General features: G+C 64.5%; 8 protein-coding genes and 1 pseudogene. 4 read left to right on the forward strand and 5 right to left on the reverse strand.

The genetic code is table 11. The features are described 5' to 3' along the window. Nucleotides 1-13: 13 nt before the first annotated feature. A complete protein-coding gene (locus AADZ55_RS08835) occupies nt 14-1600 on the reverse strand; it encodes an alpha/beta fold hydrolase (protein ID WP_085327299.1) in 1587 nt (528 codons plus the stop codon). Between the two features lie 64 nt (nt 1601-1664). After that, entirely contained in the window at nt 1665-2441 is a 777-nt protein-coding gene (locus AADZ55_RS08840) for a pyrimidine reductase family protein (RefSeq protein ID WP_085327278.1), read from the reverse strand. A gap of 34 nt (nt 2442-2475) precedes the next feature. Here AADZ55_RS08840 and zapE point away from each other — a divergent pair, with 34 nt between their 5' ends. Then, nucleotides 2476-3558, forward strand: coding sequence for a cell division protein ZapE (zapE, locus tag AADZ55_RS08845; RefSeq protein ID WP_085327277.1), 1083 nt, complete (start codon nt 2476-2478; stop codon nt 3556-3558). Here zapE and AADZ55_RS08850 read toward each other — a convergent pair. From AADZ55_RS08850 to AADZ55_RS08860, 3 genes are all read right to left on the reverse strand, one after another. Further along, complete coding sequence (locus AADZ55_RS08850) at nt 3539-4069, reverse strand: GNAT family N-acetyltransferase (protein ID WP_085327276.1); 531 nt, start codon at nt 4067-4069, stop codon at nt 3539-3541. The two genes, zapE and AADZ55_RS08850, sit on opposite strands and share 20 nt — an antisense overlap. Before the next feature lies 1 nt (nt 4070). Then, entirely contained in the window at nt 4071-4580 is a 510-nt protein-coding gene (locus AADZ55_RS08855) for a hypothetical protein (RefSeq protein ID WP_085327275.1), read from the reverse strand. An 86-nt stretch (nt 4581-4666) separates the two neighbouring features. Continuing rightward, on the reverse strand, nt 4667-5404 hold the full coding sequence (locus AADZ55_RS08860) for a Clp protease N-terminal domain-containing protein (protein WP_085327274.1): 738 nt from the start codon (nt 5402-5404) through the stop codon (nt 4667-4669). Between the two features lie 110 nt (nt 5405-5514). On the opposite strand from AADZ55_RS08860, the gene AADZ55_RS08865 reads away from it, so the two are divergent. The 3 genes and pseudogenes from AADZ55_RS08865 to AADZ55_RS08875 form a co-directional block, all read left to right on the forward strand. After that, on the forward strand, nt 5515-5913 hold the full coding sequence (locus AADZ55_RS08865; protein WP_085327273.1) for a DUF732 domain-containing protein: 399 nt from the start codon (nt 5515-5517) through the stop codon (nt 5911-5913). 511 nt (nt 5914-6424) lie between these two features. Then, nucleotides 6425-6655, forward strand: a complete 231-nt coding sequence (locus tag AADZ55_RS08870; RefSeq protein ID WP_085327298.1) for an MbtH family protein — start codon at nt 6425-6427, stop codon at nt 6653-6655. Nucleotides 6656-6678: 23 nt separating this feature from the next. Continuing rightward, nucleotides 6679-18768 (forward strand): annotated as a pseudogene (locus AADZ55_RS08875) (amino acid adenylation domain-containing protein); the annotation flags it as partial. Nucleotides 18769-18902 lie beyond the last annotated feature (134 nt).

Raw genomic sequence — 18902 nt, forward strand, 5'->3', positions numbered from 1 at the left:
AGCTGCCGAAGTGTCAGGCGGGACAGTAGGTGTCGGTGCCGGGCAGCTTGCCGCTGTCCAGATAGCCGACCAGCGGTGGCACCGCGCACGACGAGTAGACGCTGGCGCCGTGGCCGATGCCCTGCCACATCACCCGCTTGCTGGCGGCATTTGCGTTGATGATGGTGGCCGCCGTCGCGGCGACGCCTTCCGAGCCCACGATCGGGTCGTTCTGCACGCCCAGCAGCAAAACGTCGACCTTGAGATCCTTCGGCGGTTGCGGCGGTGAACTGCTCGGCCAATGCACGCATTTGACGAGGTTGAGCGCGGCGACGGTGCCGAACTGCGGATACAGCTTCCCCCAGGCGACCACCAGCTCGCGGACCCGGTCCGGGGTCGGGCGGTTGACCGCGTCGCTGCACGAGCTGACGAACTGGCCGTCTGTGTCCTGGGTGGTATCGGCGCGGTTGATCAGGTTGGACAGCAGGTTGATGTCCCCGGAGCGGGCGGCCGCCAGCGCGTCGGCCAGTTTCGTGGTGCCCTCGACCCGGCCGCTGTCGGGGAAGCCCAACGCGGTGGTGATGGCGTTGGCGACAGACGCCACCGACGCGCCACCGGGCCCGTCACCGGACCGGGCGGCCGACAGGAGCGTGCTGACAGCGCCTTTCGGATCGGAGCCCAGCGCGCAGTTCACCGCGACGCATTGCGCCGCGAATGCGTCAAGTGCGGCCTGTTGGCCCTTGACCTGCTGCTCGGCCGCGGCTTCGGCGGACACCCCCACCGCAATCGGGGAGTCGAGGATCAGCCTGGCGACCTTGTCGGGACGCGATGCCGCGTAGGCCAGCGCGACCTGGGCGCCGTTACCAATTCCGACGAGGGCGAGGGCAGGGACGTCCCAGAGGTTGCGCAGCCGCTCGAGGTCCGAGGCGGCGTGCGTGTTGTCGTAGGCGGACTCGCCCGGAGCAATGGCGTCGGTGCAGTCCGTGGTGGCGGAGTTGGAGATGTCGGAAAGATTGGCCACCGGATCGTCACCGGTCTGGAATTGCGCCTGATCGCGCATCTCTTCGCGGTCAAAGTGATCGCGGCAGTCGATCGGGCTCGACATGCCCATGCCACGACGGTCGACGGCGACGATGGGATGGCTGCGCAGCACGTCGGTGCCCGCGTGTGACAGCCAGACCGGCAACTGCGTCGAGGAGGGCAGGTCGGAGCCGGTGGTGAACACCAGCGGTCCGGCGTCGCGCGGGGTCTGGTTGGAGCGGGCGCGCACCACGCCGATACTCACCTTCGCGGCCCCTCCGACCAGCGGGTCGAGATCGGTGTCATAGCTCGCGCAATCCAGTTCGATCCCGGGCGCGGCCGGAACGCCCGCGTCCGAGAACACCCGCGACGTGCAACCGTGCCACGACAAGTCGTTCTTGGGTGCGGCAACCGGCGGCGGACCACCCGGCGGTGGTGTCGTGGTAGCCGCGCCTTGCGGTCGGGCACCCGAGTTGGTAGCGAACCGCGGGTCGGCGCCGAAGGCTGGGACGCAGCCGGCCAGCACCGTCGCCGAGAAGGTCACCGCGACCAGCAGCACGGCGGACGTCGTTTGCCGACTCATGCCGACCACAGTAGCCATTGCGCGCTGATCGGCGAGCGTCACGCCAGAGTGGCGCTCGGTGGCGTGCGGGCGACCAAGCCGCCTAGGTCCTGACGTATCGGGTGTACAGGTAGCCGGCATCGTCGGTGAGGACATGGGCACAGCGCATCCGGGTCAGCACCTGCGCGGGGCCCGTTGTAATGCGCCGGGCCAGACCGCCGACGACGTAGGGGGCGATCGTCAGACACAGCTCGTCAAGCACGTCACGCTCGATGAAGGATCCGAGCAACGTCGGCCCGCCTTCGGTAAGGATCCGCCGCAGACCCCGAGCCGCGAGGCCGGCCAGCAGCGCGGCCACATCGACACTGCCGGGATCATCGCCAGGGCAGTCGATGACGTCGGCGAGGCCGGCGAGCCGCTGGCGTGTCTGGGTGGCGGCCGCCGTGGAGGTGAACACCAGTGGCGGCACCTCGGTGCGGGTAAACACCGCCATGTCCCGGTTCAGGTGACCCGTCTTGGTGACGATCGCCAGCTGCGGGACTTCGCTTTGGTCCCGGGCCTGCCGCCGCTGGCGCTGGGCGACACCGAGGTGGACGCCCGAGTAGCCCTCGCTGCGCACCGTGCCCGCGCCGACCACGACGACGTCGGCGAGTTCACGCAGCAGGTTGAAAACGAATCGGTCGCCGGGCCCGCCCATCGCTCCGCTGGTGCCATCGGCGGTGGCGCCGCCGTCCAGGCTGCTGATGAAGTTCGCCCGCAACCAGGTGCCGTCCTCCGGATAGGCGTAGAGCCGGGGGAGTTCGCCGTCGCCGAGCGGCTGCACCGACCTGAGCAGCCTCAGCGGCGTGTCAGCGGCTCCGAGCGCAGCAGAGTCGGGCATGAGTTTGATTGCAGCACGCCGCTAGAGTGCCACCATGCACGGGTCCACCTCCCCGAATGTCCGGCAAGCTTCCGGCCGGGTGGGCCACCTGGTGGACCGGCACCCAACGGTGTCCCCGGAGCGGCTGATCTCCCAATTGCGGCCACCGCCGACCTTCGCGCAGGTCAGATTCACGACGTATCGACCTGACCCGGCGGAGCCGACGCAGGCTGCCGCCGTTGTTGCCTGCCAAGAGTTCTGTCGCAGGGCCGTCGAGCGGCGGGCGGGCCGCAAGAAGCTGTTCGGCAAAAGGGAGGTGCTGCCGGGGGTCGGGCTGTATCTGGACGGCGGGTTCGGTGTGGGCAAGACGCACCTGCTGGCGTCCGCGTACTACCAGCTGCCCGGAGCCGGACCCGACGCTGCGACGCGGCCCAAGGCGTTCGCGACGTTTGGCGAGCTGACCCAGCTGGCCGGGGTGTTCGGCTTCGCCGAATGCATCGATCTGCTCGCCGATTACACCGCCGTATGCATCGACGAGTTCGAGCTGGACGATCCGGGCAACACAACGCTGATCTCCCGGCTGCTTTCGTCCCTGGTCGAGCGGGGCGTTTCGGTGGCTGCCACCTCCAACACATTGCCCGAGCAGCTCGGCGAGGGCCGTTTTGCCGCCCAGGACTTTCTACGCGAGATCAACACGCTGGCAAAGATTTTCAGCACGGTGCGGATCGAGGGACCGGACTACCGGCACCGGGATCTGCCGCCGGCACCCCAGCCGTTGTCAAATGACGAGGTCGCCGCGCGGGCGGACGGTGTCGACGGGGCGACCCTGGACGACTTCGACGCACTCTGCGCGCACCTGGCCACCATGCATCCGTCGCGGTATTTGACCCTGATCGAGGGTGTGACCACGGTGTTTTTGACCGGCGTGCACGGCATCGATGACCAGAACGTCGCGTTGCGGCTGGTCGCGCTCACCGATCGCCTGTACGACGCCGGCATTCCGGTGGTGGCGTCCGGGGCCAAGCTGGACACGATTTTCAGCGAGGAGATGCTGGCCGGTGGCTATCGAAAGAAGTACCTGCGGGCCACCTCCCGGCTGTTGGCACTGACTGCGGGTGTCAGACCTCCCGGATCATGACGTAGTCGTTCTCGCGATGGGTGCCCAGTTGAAACGTCCGGGTGCCGTTGATCCTAAACCCGCTCTTGGTGTAGAAGCGTTGTGCACGTTGGTTTTCCTGATTGACTCCTAGCCACACGCAGCGGATGGCCCACCGGTCGGCGGTGGCCAGTGCGGCGTCCATCAACGCCGGCGACACGCCAGCGCCGTGAAAGTCAGCGAGCACGTAGAGCTTGGACAGTTCAGCGGCCGGGCGGAGCTCGACGGCTCGCTGCACCTCGACGTTGTCGGGAACGCCGCGAATCAGCATGGCGTAACCGACTATTCGGCTGTCGTGCTGTGCGGTGAGAATCGCACGCTGCGGATCCGTCAGGAACTCGGCGAAGCGGGCCGCGGACAGGTTGGCGTCGATGAACGCCGAGATGTGCTCCCTGGCCACCGATGGCGGACACGCCAGCGGAAAGGTGCGTGCGGCGACGGCGGCCAGTTCGTCGGGGTCGACGGAATCCGTCGCATCAATGTGTATGGACAGTTCAGAGGTTCCATTGCGCTAGGTGCTGGCCAGTCTTCTTGTCCAGCAGGATGACGTTTGAGACCGGATCGCGGTAGGCGTCCCAATACACGCCGCCGCGGACAATCGAGCCCTGTGGGGCATTCCCGAGCGCGGCGTCCAGCCAGTCGGGCGCGTCGCAGGGCCGCGGCTTGTAGGCGTCGGCGAATGGAGTGATCCCGTCGAAGCTGAAATTGGTGGCCAGGATGAAGGGATTGGGCACCCGGACCGCGTGGACCGTCACGTCCGCGCGCGCGACGGAACTGCCGGGAAGGCTTTTGATCGGGTTGCCGCTACGCAGGTAGCCGAAGCCGGGCGGCGGATCCACCGGTACCACGCTGGTGACGGTGACGTCCGCGACGTAACTGCCGGTATCCACCCGCAGCGTGTCACCGATGCGCCCGATCGGCGCGTCTTGGGCCCACGCGCGCGGCGCGGCGACACCCGCGGCGGCCACGAGGAAAATGCTCACCACGATCAGCCAGCGGCGCATGTTTTGCCTCCTCGGCTTTCCCGTTTTCGGGACCTTCGCATGATTGCACACGCGATGGCGCGAGGGGGAGGGTTGGTTTGACCGCCTCAGGTGGCGCCGGGCTCGCTGGCGCTGGCGTCACCGGTCAGTGATTCGAGCGCGGTGATCAGATCGGTCTCGAGGCGCTCCTTGTCTATACCGGATCCGTCGAGCGGCCCGTCTTCGAGTTCGAGCAGCGCCAGCAGCAGGTGCTCGGTGCCAATGTAGTTGTGGCCAAGCCGAAGTGCTTCACGGAAGGTCAGTTCGAGCACTTTGCGCGCCGGGCCGCTGAACGGGATCAGCGCGGTAGGTTCCTGGCCGGCGGGGGGCAGCGTTACGGCAGCACGCAGGGCCTCGGTGTCGATCTTCTGCTTACGCAGCATGCCGGTGGCCAGCGCGGTCGGATCGCTGAGCATGCCGAGCACCAGATGGTCGGGGGTGATCTCGCTGTTGGCGGCTTCGTGCGCGGCGTTTTGGGCTGCGACTACGGCATTACGGGCTCGTGGAGTGAAACGCCCGAAGCCCTGATCGGGGTCCAGGGTGGTGGCCTCGGCTTTCGGGACGAACCGCTTTTGGGCGGCCTGTTTGGTGACGCCCATGCTCTTGCCGATCTCGGTCCAGGAGGCTCCCGAGCGGCGCGCTTGATCGACGAAGTGCCCGATCAAATGGTCGGCGACCTCGCCGAGACACTCGGCGGCCAATACCGCGTCGGCGAGCTGGTCCAATGCGTTGCTGTGCGCCTGTCTGATGGCGTTGATGAGCTCGTCCAGGCTGACGGGGTAGGCGATCTTGGTTGGTTGAACCATGGCGTCAACGTTAGGTTGACGATCGGATCGTGTCAACCTTAGGTTGACGGACGAAGTGCAAAGGTAGCGCCCTAGTGGGTGGTAATTGCGTTGGCGCACAGCGTCGTTCAATGTTCATCTCCGATTTCACCGCAGAAGATGCACACCCACCGCCGCTCTGGGACGATCAGGGAGGTATGAGACTCTTCCTGCTCCCGACGGTGATCAGTCTGGCCGCCATGATCGGCACCGCCGCGCCGGCCTACGCCGATAGCAAGGACGATGAGTTCATCGCCTCACTCGATGCGGCGGGCCTTACGTATCCGGACCCGGGCCGCGCAATAGCCGCCGGCAAAGCGGTGTGCAAATGGGCCGACGCCGGCAAGGGGGCGGTAGAGGTCGTCAGCGAAGTCCAAAATGCCAACCCGGGGCTGCACGGGGACAGCGCTGCTCGGTTCCTGGCAATCGCGGCCAACGTGTACTGCCCCAAGGCCTTGTGGGGCGGTAGTGGGAAAGGCGGCCGCGGCTAGCGGCTGTCGGACGCGCTAGGCGCGTCGCGTACCGGCAGCGCTGGGTGGCGAGACCGGGGCGGGACCACGGCGTTGGTCGCATCAACGCCTGACTGAATGCCGACAATCGCGGCCCGCTCGCCATTCGGGGGCCTGGTCACAGGTCCGCTCCATCGGGTCCAGGTACCTGCTCCTGGGGCGGCACAGGCCGACGATCGGCAGATCTGTCTGCGGGTTCTGTCGTTTGCAGGCTTCGCTTGGGGTCGCGTATGGTCGCAGTAGATAGTTTTAAAAAGTAAATATTGCAGGAAGCAAGTCTTGCAGCTGGTAAATCTTGACGATGGTGCTGCTTCCTCGCCAACTGCGGATCGAGGAGCTAGCCTCTCCGTGCTCGACAGGGCTTTGAAAGTAGCTAGAGCGCAACAACTTTCGTCGGTGCAGCTGTCGTCCAGCGAGCCAAACTCGGCCACCACCTCAGGATCGAGGCTTGCAAACTGTCAGGAACTGCCGGAATTCGATGATTAGGAGACGCGTGAATATCAATCCGTTCGACGATGATAATGGCACCTTCTTAGTCTTGGTCAACGAGGGGGAGCAGCACAGCTTATGGCCAGCTTTTGCCGAGATTCCGGCGGGCTGGCAGGTGGCTTTTGGTGAGGCGACGCGCGCTGCGTGCCAGGAGTATATCGAACAGAACTGGACCGACATTCGGCCGAAGAGTCTGCGCGACAAACTGGCCCAGGCACAGGATTTTGAGGCCTAATCTGGGCGGATGCGTGTATTCGGATGAAGGCAAATGACAACGCGTTTCGGCTGACGCGGGAACAATTAGACATATGGCTTGCGCAGCAAACAGGTCACTCGGATTTGGAGTGGCAGGTTGGCGTGTTGGTGAAAATCGAGGGCGCGTTAGCTCCTGATCTACTTGAGCAGGCTATCCGTCGCGTGGTGGGAGAGATCGAATCGGTCCGGGCCGCCTTCTTCGAGGTAGATGGCGAAGTTTCGCAAAGGGTGGTTGAACACCCGAACTTTGATGTTCCGCACTATGACGTCCGATGTTCGCGGGATCCGGTGCAGGAAGTTTATCGGCTAACGGCATCGATACGACGCACGCCGATGTCATTAGCCGGTCCGCTGTTCAAATTTGCATCATTTCAGGCGCGGCCGAACGAATCTTACTTGTTCATATGCCTACATCATATCGTTGCCGACGGGTTCAGCTGCTATCTGATTGCTAATCGAGTTGCAGCCGTCTACTCTGCGCTTGTCGCTGGTATGGATGGGTCGCCTGCATTTTTGGGCTCGCTGCGTGATTTGATTTGCCGTGAGGAAGAATATGAGGCGTCCAACGATTATCGTGAGGATCTGACTTACTGGACTGAAAATATTCCATTCGAAGACGCGCCGGATTATGGGTTTGCGCAACCTGCGGACGAATATGATTCGGGCTTGGCCTCAGCGCGGGTCCCATTGGACCCTTCGATTATTGATCGAATTCAAGGATTGTCTCAAGCATTAGGTGTGCGGCCGGCGTCGATCATCACGGCGGCGTGCGCGCTCTTGGTGCGGGGGTGGTTCACAAGCGGTGACAGCTCACTGGTGGTGTTCGATTTCCCGGTCAGCCGGCGAGTAGGTCCGGATTCGGGGATACCCGGGATGGTCTCTGGGGTTGTGCCGCTGGTGTTGCGGGCTTTGCCGGCAACGGTGGTTACAGACTTCTGCGTGCATGTTGACGTGCGGATACGAGAAGCAGTGCAACATCAGAGATTTCCCGTGCAGGTTCTTGAGCGCAACGGTCACAGCAATGCAACGGGCAGGCTGGTTGTCAATTTTGTCCCTTCGTCAACTATCCGGGATTTCGCTGGCGCCTCGGCGTCAGCGCTAGTTACGGCCTGGGGCCGGGTGGAGCACTTTGGATTGTTCTTCATGAGGGCCGACGGTCAGCTCTTTCTGAGTACTGCGGGCGCGGGGCAACCGTTTTCAAATTTTGGCGTCTCTGCCTTGGCGGCCCGGTTGGAGCGGGTGTTGGCGGTGATGGTGGCCGATCCTGGCGCGATGTTGTCGTCGGTGGATGTGTTGGGGCGGGGTGAGGGGGCTCGCCTTGATGTGGTTGGTAATCGGGCGGTGTTGGATGCGTCGGGGGTGGGGGTGTCGGTTCCGGTGGTGTTTGGCCAGCAGGTGGCTTGTAGGCCGGAGGCGGCGGCGTTGGTGTGTGGGGGTCGGGTGTGGAGTTATCGCGAGGTTGATGTGGCCAGTAATCGGTTGGGGCATTTGTTGGCTGGTTTGGGGGTGGGTCGGGGTGTGGTGGTGGGGTTGTTGGTGGAGCGTTCGGCTCGGGCGGTGGTGGCGATTTTGGGGGTGTTGAAGAGTGGGGCGGCGTATGTGCCGATCGATCCGGGTTATCCCGAGGCCCGGATTGGGTTTTTGATCGAGGATGCCGCGCCGGTGGTGGTGCTTGCCAGTGCGGGGTTGGCGGGTCGGCTGGCTGGTCGTGATGTGGTGGTCATCGATATTGATGATGCGCTAAGCGATACCTCTTATCCCGCTGGCGGGTTGCCGGCGCCGGCGGCCGATGACTTGGCCTACATCCTGTACACCTCGGGCACCACGGGAACCCCGAAGGGGGTGGGGATTGCTCATCGCAATATCACTCAGTTGTTTGGTTCGTTGGGTGCGGGTGTGGTGCCGGCGGTGGGGCAGGTTGTGGCGCAGTGTCATTCGTATGCGTTTGATGTTTCGGTGTGGGAGATGTGGGGGGCGTTGTTGCGTGGGGGGCGGTTGGTGGTGGTGCCCGAGTCGGTGACGCGTTGCCCGGAGGATTTTCATGAGTTGTTGGTGGCTGAACGGGTTGGTGTGTTGACTCAGACGCCTTCGGCGGTGGGCGCGTTGTCGGTGCGGGGGTTGGAGTCGGTGACGTTGGTGGTTGTGGGTGAGGCGTGTCCGGTTGAGGTGGTGGATCGGTGGGCGCCGGGGCGGGTGATGGTCAACGCCTACGGCCCAACCGAGACGTGGTACGCGTCGATGAGTGCGCCGTTGTGTGCGGGTTCGGGGGTGGTGCCGATTGGGTCGGCGGTGTCGGGGGCGGCGTTGTTTGTGTTGGATGGGTGGTTGCGGCGGGTGCCGGCCGGTGTGGTGGGGGAGTTGTATGTGGCCGGTGTGGGTGTGGGTGTGGGGTATTGGCGTCGGGCGGGGTTGACGGGGTCGCGGTTTGTGGCGTGTCCGTTCGGGGGGGCTGGTGCGCGGATGTATCGCACGGGGGATTTGGTGTATTGGGGTGCTGATGGGCAGTTGGTGTATGTGGGGCGTGCCGATGAGCAGGTCAAGATTCGGGGGTATCGGGTTGAGTGTGGGGAGGTGGCTTCGGCGTTAGCGGCGTTGCCTGGGGTGGGTCAGGCGGTGGTGATTGCTCGTGAGGATCGGCCCGGGGATAGGCGGTTGGTGGGGTATGTGACCGGTGCGGTTGATCCGGGTGTGTTGCGTGCGCGGGTGGCTGAGCGGTTGCCGGCTTATATGGTGCCGGCGGCGGTGGTGGCGGTGGATGTGTTGCCGTTGACGGTTAATGGGAAGTTGGATATTCGGGCGTTGCCGGTCCCCGAATATGGTGGGGGCCAGCGGTATCGGGGTCCCGGTGGTGTGGTTGAGGAGGTTTTGGCCGGGATTTATGCCCAGGTGTTGGGGCTGGACCGGGTGGGGGTTGACGACTCGTTTTTCGATCTGGGTGGGGATTCGTTGTTGGCGATGCGGGTGGTCGCCGCGGTTAATCGGGCGTTGGATGCTGATCTTTCGGTGCGGGTGTTGTTTGAGGTGCCCACGGTTGGCGGGTTGGCGGCGCGGGTGGGGGTGGGGTCGCGTCGGTGGACGCCGTTGGTGTGTGGTGAGCGGCCGGCGGTAATTCCGTTGTCGTTTGCCCAGCGTCGGTTGTGGTTTTTGGATCAGTTGGAGGGGCCTTCGCCGGTCTATAACATCCCGCTGGCGTTGGGGTTGAGTGGGCAGTTGGATGTGGCGGCGTTGGGTGCGTCGTTGGCCGATGTGGTGGGTCGTCATGAGAGTTTGCGCACGGTGTTTAACGCGGTGGATGGGATCGCCGAGCAGGTGGTCATCCCTGCGGAGCGGGTGGGTTTGGATTGGGGTGTTGTCGATGCGAGCGGGTGGTCGCGGCGTCGGCTGAGTGAGGCCATTAACGCCGAGGTGGGTCATTGTTTTGATTTGGCGGCCCGGATTCCGCTGCGGGCGCGGTTGTTTGGTGTTGCCGAGCAGGAGCATGTGTTGGTGCTTGTGGTGCACCATGTTGCTGCTGATGGTTGGTCGCTGCGGCCGTTGGCCGCCGATTTGAGTGCGGCCTATGCCGCCCGGTGTGCGGGTCGGGCTCCGGGGTGGGCTGATTTGGCGGTGCAGTATGTGGACTACACGTTGTGGCAGCGGGCGAATCTGGGGGAGTTGGCCGATCCCGGTAGTGGGGTGGGGGCCCAATTGGCGTATTGGGAACGGGCTTTGGCCGGGATGGCTGAGCGGGTTCGGTTGCCCACCGATCGGGCTTATCCCCCGGTTGCCGATCATCGCGGCGCCAGTATCGGGGTGGGGTGGTCGGCGCAGTTGCAGCAGCGGGTGGCTCGGGTGGCTCGGGAGCATCACGCGAGCAGTTTCATGGTGATTCAGGCGGCGCTGGCGGTGTTGTTGGCCAAGATCAGCGGTAGTTCTGATGTGGCGGTGGGGGTTGCGGTTGCTGGTCGTGGTGAGCCGGCGCTGGATGAGTTGGTGGGGTTTTTCGTCAACACCGTGGTGGTGCGGGTGCAGGTGGCCGGTGGCGGCACCTTCGCGGAATTGTTGGCGCAGGTGCGTCAGCAGAGTTTGGCGGCTTTTGAGCATCAAGAGGTGCCTTTTGAGGTGGTGGTGGAGCGGCTTAATCCGGTGCGTTCGTTGACTCATCACCCGTTGGTGCAGGTGATGTTGGCCTGGCAAAACAACGAATCCGCGGAGCTGACCCTGGGTGATTTGCGGGTCAAGCCCTTGGCGGTGGATACCCACAGTGCGCGTATGGATCTGACGTTTTCTTTGGGGGAACGTTTCACCGATGCGGGTGCGCCCGCCGGGATCAGCGGCGCGGTGGAGTTTCGTACCGATGTTTTCGATGCGGCAACCATCCAGACGCTCATCGCCCGGTTGGAGCGGGTGTTGGCGGTGATGGTGGCCGATCCTGGCGCGATGTTGTCGTCGGTGGATGTGTTGGGGCGGGGTGAGGGGGCTCGCCTTGATGTGGTTGGTAATCGGGCGGTGTTGGATGCGTCGGGGGTGGGGGTGTCGGTTCCGGTGGTGTTTGGCCAGCAGGTGGCTTGTAGGCCGGAGGCGGCGGCGTTGGTGTGTGGGGGTCGGGTGTGGAGTTATCGCGAGGTTGATGTGGCCAGTAATCGGTTGGGGCATTTGTTGGCTGGTTTGGGGGTGGGTCGGGGTGTGGTGGTGGGGTTGTTGGTGGAGCGTTCGGCTCGGGCGGTGGTGGCGATTTTGGGGGTGTTGAAGAGTGGGGCGGCGTATGTGCCGATCGATCCGGGTTATCCCGAGGCCCGGATTGGGTTTTTGATCGAGGATGCCGCGCCGGTGGTGGTGCTTGCCAGTGCGGGGTTGGCGGGTCGGCTGGCTGGTCGTGATGTGGTGGTCATCGATATTGATGATGCGCTAAGCGATACCTCTTATCCCGCTGGCGGGTTGCCGGCGCCGGCGGCCGATGACTTGGCCTACATCCTGTACACCTCGGGCACCACGGGAACCCCGAAGGGGGTGGGGATTGCTCATCGCAATATCACTCAGTTGTTTGGTTCGTTGGGTGCGGGTGTGGTGCCGGCGGTGGGGCAGGTTGTGGCGCAGTGTCATTCGTATGCGTTTGATGTTTCGGTGTGGGAGATGTGGGGGGCGTTGTTGCGTGGGGGGCGGTTGGTGGTGGTGCCCGAGTCGGTGACGCGTTGCCCGGAGGATTTTCATGAGTTGTTGGTGGCTGAACGGGTTGGTGTGTTGACTCAGACGCCTTCGGCGGTGGGCGCGTTGTCGGTGCGGGGGTTGGAGTCGGTGACGTTGGTGGTTGTGGGTGAGGCGTGTCCGGTTGAGGTGGTGGATCGGTGGGCGCCGGGGCGGGTGATGGTCAACGCCTACGGTCCGACCGAGACCACGATGTGTGTCTCGATGAGTGCGCCGTTGTGTGCGGGTTCGGGGGTGGTGCCGATTGGGTCGGCGGTGTCGGGGGCGGCGTTGTTTGTGTTGGATGGGTGGTTGCGGCGGGTGCCGGCCGGTGTGGTGGGGGAGTTGTATGTGGCCGGTGTGGGTGTGGGTGTGGGGTATTGGCGTCGGGCGGGGTTGACGGGGTCGCGGTTTGTGGCGTGTCCGTTCGGGGGGGCTGGTGCGCGGATGTATCGCACGGGGGATTTGGTGTATTGGGGTGCTGATGGGCAGTTGGTGTATGTGGGGCGTGCCGATGAGCAGGTCAAGATTCGGGGGTATCGGGTTGAGTGTGGGGAGGTGGCTTCGGCGTTAGCGGCGTTGCCTGGGGTGGGTCAGGCGGTGGTGATTGCTCGTGAGGATCGGCCCGGGGATAGGCGGTTGGTGGGGTATGTGACCGGTGCGGTTGATCCGGGTGTGTTGCGTGCGCGGGTGGCTGAGCGGTTGCCGGCTTATATGGTGCCGGCGGCGGTGGTGGCGGTGGATGTGTTGCCGTTGACGGTTAATGGGAAGTTGGATATTCGGGCGTTGCCGGTCCCCGAATATGGTGGGGGCCAGCGGTATCGGGGTCCCGGTGGTGTGGTTGAGGAGGTTTTGGCCGGGATTTATGCCCAGGTGTTGGGGCTGGACCGGGTGGGGGTTGACGACTCGTTTTTCGATCTGGGTGGGGATTCGTTGTTGGCGATGCGGGTGGTCGCCGCGGTTAATCGGGCGTTGGATGCTGATCTTTCGGTGCGGGTGTTGTTTGAGGTGCCCACGGTTGGCGGGTTGGCGGCGCGGGTGGGGGTGGGGTCGCGTCGGTGGACGCCGTTGGTGTGTGGTGAGCGGCCGGCGGTAATTCCGTTGTCGTTTGCCCAGCGTCGGTTGTGGTTTTTGGATCAGTTGGAGGGGCCTTCGCCGGTCTGTAACATCCCGCTGGCGTTGGGGTTGAGTGGGCAGTTGGATGTGGCGGCGTTGGGTGCGTCGTTGGCCGATGTGGTGGGTCGTCATGAGAGTTTGCGCACGGTGTTTAACGCGGTGGATGGGATCGCCGAGCAGGTGGTCATCCCTGCGGAGCGGGTGGGTTTGGATTGGGGTGTTGTCGATGCGAGCGGGTGGTCGCGGCGTCGGCTGAGTGAGGCCATTAACGCCGAGGTGGGTCATTGTTTTGATTTGGCGGCCCGGATTCCGCTGCGGGCGCGGTTGTTTGGTGTTGCCGAGCAGGAGCATGTGTTGGTGCTTGTGGTGCACCATGTTGCTGCTGATGGTTGGTCGCTGCGGCCGTTGGCCGCCGATTTGAGTGCGGCCTATGCCGCCCGGTGTGCGGGTCGGGCTCCGGGGTGGGCTGATTTGGCGGTGCAGTATGTGGACTACACGTTGTGGCAGCGGGCGAATCTGGGGGAGTTGGCCGATCCCGGTAGTGGGGTGGGGGCCCAATTGGCGTATTGGGAACGGGCTTTGGCCGGGATGGCTGAGCGGGTTCGGTTGCCCACCGATCGGGCTTATCCCCCGGTTGCCGATCATCGCGGCGCCAGTATCGGGGTGGGGTGGTCGGCGCAGTTGCAGCAGCGGGTGGCTCGGGTGGCTCGGGAGCATCACGCGAGCAGTTTCATGGTGATTCAGGCGGCGCTGGCGGTGTTGTTGGCCAAGATCAGCGGTAGTTCTGATGTGGCGGTGGGGGTTGCGGTTGCTGGTCGTGGTGAGCCGGCGCTGGATGAGTTGGTGGGGTTTTTCGTCAACACCGTGGTGGTGCGGGTGCAGGTGGCCGGTGGCGGCACCTTCGCGGAATTGTTGGCGCAGGTGCGTCAGCAGAGTTTGGCGGCTTTTGAGCATCAAGAGGTGCCTTTTGAGGTGGTGGTGGAGCGGCTTAATCCGGTGCGTTCGTTGACTCATCACCCGTTGGTGCAGGTGATGTTGGCCTGGCAAAACAACGAATCCGCGGAGCTGACCCTGGGTGATTTGCGGGTCAAGCCCTTGGCGGTGGATACCCACAGTGCGCGTATGGATCTGACGTTTTCTTTGGGGGAACGTTTCACCGATGCGGGTGCGCCCGCCGGGATCAGCGGCGCGGTGGAGTTTCGTACCGATGTTTTCGATGCGGCAACCATCCAGACGCTCATCGCCCGGTTGGAGCGGGTGTTGGCGGTGATGGTGGCCGATCCTGGCGCGATGTTGTCGTCGGTGGATGTGTTGGGGCGGGGTGAGGGGGCTCGCCTTGATGTGGTTGGTAATCGGGCGGTGTTGGATGCGTCGGGGGTGGGGGTGTCGGTTCCGGTGGTGTTTGGCCAGCAGGTGGCTTGTAGGCCGGAGGCGGCGGCGTTGGTGTGTGGGGGTCGGGTGTGGAGTTATCGCGAGGTTGATGTGGCCAGTAATCGGTTGGGGCATTTGTTGGCTGGTTTGGGGGTGGGTCGGGGTGTGGTGGTGGGGTTGTTGGTGGAGCGTTCGGCTCGGGCGGTGGTGGCGATTTTGGGGGTGTTGAAGAGTGGGGCGGCGTATGTGCCGATCGATCCGGGTTATCCCGAGGCCCGGATTGGGTTTTTGATCGAGGATGCCGCGCCGGTGGTGGTGCTTGCCAGTGCGGGGTTGGCGGGTCGGCTGGCTGGTCGTGATGTGGTGGTCATCGATATTGATGATGCGCTAAGCGATACCTCTTATCCCGCTGGCGGGTTGCCGGCGCCGGCGGCCGATGACTTGGCCTACATCCTGTACACCTCGGGCACCACCGGAACCCCGAAGGGGGTGGCCGTCACCCACAACGGCATCGCCGACCTAGTGACCAGCCACGTTGAGCGTCTGGGCATTTCGCCCAACAGCCGGATTCTGCAGTTCGCTCCGTTGATGTTCGATGCTTCCGTCGGGAACATGTGGTTTGCCTTGTTGACCGGAGCAGCCGCGGTGATACCCGACAACGACCAGGCGCTGCCGGGCACCGAACTAGCTGACTTCATGGTCCAGCAAAAAATCTCCCACGCGGTGTTCACGCCTACGGCGTTGGCTGCCCTCCCCGCCAATCAATTGCACGGCATGACGCTGCTGGTGGGCGGCGAGGTCTGCACCAAAGAACTCGTGGACCGATACGCCGCCGTGGCGACACTGATAAACGAGTACGGCACGACCGAGACGACGGTGGATTCGACCATGACGGGCCCGCTGGAAAGCGGTTCGGGGGTGGTGCCGATTGGGTCGGCGGTGTCGGGGGCGGCGTTGTTTGTGTTGGATGGGTGGTTGCGGCGGGTGCCGGCCGGTGTGGTGGGGGAGTTGTATGTGGCCGGTGTGGGTGTGGGTGTGGGGTATTGGCGTCGGGCGGGGTTGACGGGGTCGCGGTTTGTGGCGTGTCCGTTCGGGGGGGCTGGTGCGCGGATGTATCGCACGGGGGATTTGGTGTATTGGGGTGCTGATGGGCAGTTGGTGTATGTGGGGCGTGCCGATGAGCAGGTCAAGATTCGGGGGTATCGGGTTGAGTGTGGGGAGGTGGCTTCGGCGTTAGCGGCGTTGCCTGGGGTGGGTCAGGCGGTGGTGATTGCTCGTGAGGATCGGCCCGGGGATAGGCGGTTGGTGGGGTATGTGACCGGTGCGGTTGATCCGGGTGTGTTGCGTGCGCGGGTGGCTGAGCGGTTGCCGGCTTATATGGTGCCGGCGGCGGTGGTGGCGGTGGATGTGTTGCCGTTGACGGTTAATGGGAAGTTGGATATTCGGGCGTTGCCGGTCCCCGAATATGGTGGGGGCCAGCGGTATCGGGGTCCCGGTGGTGTGGTTGAGGAGGTTTTGGCCGGGATTTATGCCCAGGTGTTGGGGCTGGACCGGGTGGGGGTTGACGACTCGTTTTTCGATCTGGGTGGGGACAGCATTTTGGCGATTCAGGTGGTCGCGCGGGCTCGTGGGGCTGGCGTGTTGTGTCGACCGCGGGACGTGTTCGCCGAGCAGACCGTGGCCGGGGTGGCCCGGGTCGCCACTGTCGCCGGTGAAGTCCTCGAGGTTGCTGGCGGTGACGCGGGTGTGGGCCAGGTGTTGGCGACCCCGATTGTGCGCTGGCTGGAAACTGTGGATGGCCCAGTGCGGCAGTTCAATCAGACGATGGTGGTGCAGGCCCCGGCGGGGGTGAGCGAGGCCGGTGTGGCGGTGGTGCTGCAGGCGCTGTTGGATCGGCACGCCATGCTGCGGCTCCGGGTCGGTGATGACGGCGCGGGGGGTTGGTCGTTGCATGCGGGGCCGCCGGGGTGTGTGGATGCGCGCCGGTGTTTGCAGGCTGTGGGGGTGTTGTCCGACGAGGCGCTGGCGCGGGCGTGGTCGCGGTTGGATCCGGCCGCTGGGGTGATGGTGAGCGCGCTGTGGGTCGGTTCCACCGCCCAGTTGGCGTTGGCGATTCATCACTTGGCAGTTGACGGGGTGTCATGGCGGATCTTGCTGGATGACCTCAACAGGGCCTGGGATCAACACCGTAGCGGCGAGCAGGTGGTGGCGGCGGCGGTAGGGACGTCGTTTCGGCGGTGGGCGTCGGTGTTGGCCGAATATGCGCGTCGTCCGGCGGTGGTGGAGCAGGCGGCTGCTTGGCGGAAGGTGCTGGGGGTGCCGGCGGCACTGCCGGCGGTGGAGCCGGCGGTGGATACGTTTGCCACGGCGTCGTCGATGTCGGTGTCGTTGGATGTGGAGACGACTCGCCGACTGCTAGGTGAGGTGCCGGCGGCGTTTCATGCCGGGGTGCAAGATGTGCTTTTGATCGCGTTCGCGTTGGCGTGGGCGCAGTTTTTCGGCAGTAGCGGGACGCCGATCGGCATTGACGTCGAGGGTCATGGCCGCCACGAGGAGGTGGCTGCCGGTGTTGATTTGTCGCACACGGTGGGGTGGTTCACCACCAAGTACCCGGTGGCGTTGCGGGTGGGCGGGTTGGATTGGGCGCAGGTGGTGGTCGGTGCTGCCGCGTTGGGGGCGGTGGTCAAGGATGCCAAGGAGCAGCTTCGGGCCCATCCAGACGGTTTGACGTACGGTTTGCTGCGGTATTTGAACGCCGACGTTGAGTTGACCGGGGCTGACCCGGTGATCGGGTTCAACTATCTGGGGCGTTTCGGTACACCGGGGCGGGCTGATGCCGGTGAGGACGGCTGGCGGATCGCAAAGTGGGGTTCGTTGTCTCCCGACAGCAACGCCGGCTCGTTGATGCCGTTGCTGCACACCGTGGAGGTCAATGCGGTCACCGTCGATGCGCAGGCCGGCCCGCAACTACAGGCCCACTGGACTTGGGCGTCGTCCAAACTTGATCGTGACCAGATCACCCGGGTCGGGCAGTTGTGGTTTGCGGCCCTCGATGGGTTGTGCGCGCATGTGGGCCGTGGTGGGGGTGGGTTAAGCCCGTCTGATCTTGCGCCTGCCCGGCTTAGCCAGCGGCAGATCGAGCGGCTCGAGCAGTGCTACCGCCTCGCTGATGTGTTGCCGCTGACCCCGACGCAGCGGGAGATGCTTGTCCACGCGAGCGGGCCGCCGGGCCGCACCGCGGTGTATGTGGTGCAGCTCGACATCGGCTTGGCTGGCCCGGTTGATCAGCACCGCTGGGGTCAGGCGGTGCATACCGTGGTCAACCGTCATCCCAATCTGGTGGCCCGGTTCGCATGGCGACACCTCGATGAGCCGGTGCAGATCATCCCGGGTGCTCCCGAGCCGGCCTGGCGGTACGTCGATCTTGGCGATGTCGGTGATATTGAGGGCCAGGAGCAGATCGGGCGGGTGTGCGCCGCCGAACGCGCCGCGGTCGCCGATGTCGATGGCGGTGGCAGTGCCTTTCGGGCTGTGTTGATAAGTACCGCAGCGCATCGACACCGGTTTGTGCTCACCATGCACCACCTGGTGTGTGACGGCTGGTCGCTGCCGATCCTGCTGCACGAGATTTTCGCCGTTTACACCAGACAGCCGTTGGCCGCACCGGTGCCGTATCGCAGGTTTGTCGCCTGGCTTGCCGGCTGTGACCTCGATTCCGCACGCGCGGCATGGCGTGAGGTGTTCGCCGGTTTTACGCAGCCCACCCTGGTGGGCCCACCGGATCGGTCGGGGCTCGTTGAGGGCGCTGCGAAGGGATTCTTGCTCTCCGCTGAGATCACCGAAGCGATCGGTGGTTTGGCGCGCTCATGTCATGTCACCGTCAGCACCGTGTTGCACGCGGTCTGGGCGCAGCTACTGAGCTGGCTAACCGGCCACCACGATGTCGCGTTTGGCATCTCGGTGTCGGGGCGCCCGGCGGAGCTGGCCGGCGTGCAATCCATGGTGGGCCTGTTGATCAACACGGTGCCGGTGCGGGCCCGGATCACACCCACGACCACCGCCGCCGACCTGTTGGACCAACTCCAGCACGCCCACCACAACACCCTTGAGCACCAGCACCTAGCCCTGGCCGAGATCCACCGCCTCACCGGCCACCAAAGGTTGTTCGACACCCTTTTCGTCTACGAGAACTACCCCATGGACACCCTGGACACCCCGGGCGCCGACGACGAGTTGACCCTCACCCACATCACCGGCTTTGAATTCAGCCACTACCCCCTTGCCGTGCGAGCCCTGCCCGGACCCCAACTCGAGTTCCGCGTCGAGTTCGACACCGATGTTTTCGACACGGAAACCATCGACTTGCTCATCGGGCGGCTGCAACGGCTGCTGGAGGTGATGGCCGCCGAACCCAATCGGCCGCTGCTGGAAGCGGAAGCAATCCATCAATCCCGGACAGGCGCGTCCACCTCGAAGTAGCGGCGGGAATCGCTGCACCGTCAACAGCGTTCGTCTACGCGGAGCACAGAGGCCGACAAAACCGCTGGTCGGTACCCTGTTGGCAGGGCCTCGCGCCT

The organism is Mycobacterium decipiens (assembly GCF_963853665.1).
GTDB classification, from domain to species: Bacteria; Actinomycetota; Actinomycetes; order Mycobacteriales; family Mycobacteriaceae; genus Mycobacterium; species Mycobacterium decipiens.

What these genes read in the sequence shown, in the direction of transcription:
- AADZ55_RS08835 (WP_085327299.1), bottom strand. Translation starts at nt 1,600, where the DNA reads ATGGCTACTGTGGTCGGCATGAGTCGGCAAACGACGTCCGCCGTGCTG.
- AADZ55_RS08840 (WP_085327278.1), bottom strand. Translation starts at nt 2,441, where the DNA reads ATGCCCGACTCTGCTGCGCTCGGAGCCGCTGACACGCCGCTGAGGCTG.
- zapE (WP_085327277.1), top strand. Translation starts at nt 2,476, where the DNA reads ATGCACGGGTCCACCTCCCCGAATGTCCGGCAAGCTTCCGGCCGGGTG.
- AADZ55_RS08855 (WP_085327275.1), bottom strand. Translation starts at nt 4,580, where the DNA reads ATGCGCCGCTGGCTGATCGTGGTGAGCATTTTCCTCGTGGCCGCCGCG.
- AADZ55_RS08860 (WP_085327274.1), bottom strand. Translation starts at nt 5,404, where the DNA reads ATGGTTCAACCAACCAAGATCGCCTACCCCGTCAGCCTGGACGAGCTC.
- AADZ55_RS08865 (WP_085327273.1), top strand. Translation starts at nt 5,515, where the DNA reads ATGTTCATCTCCGATTTCACCGCAGAAGATGCACACCCACCGCCGCTC.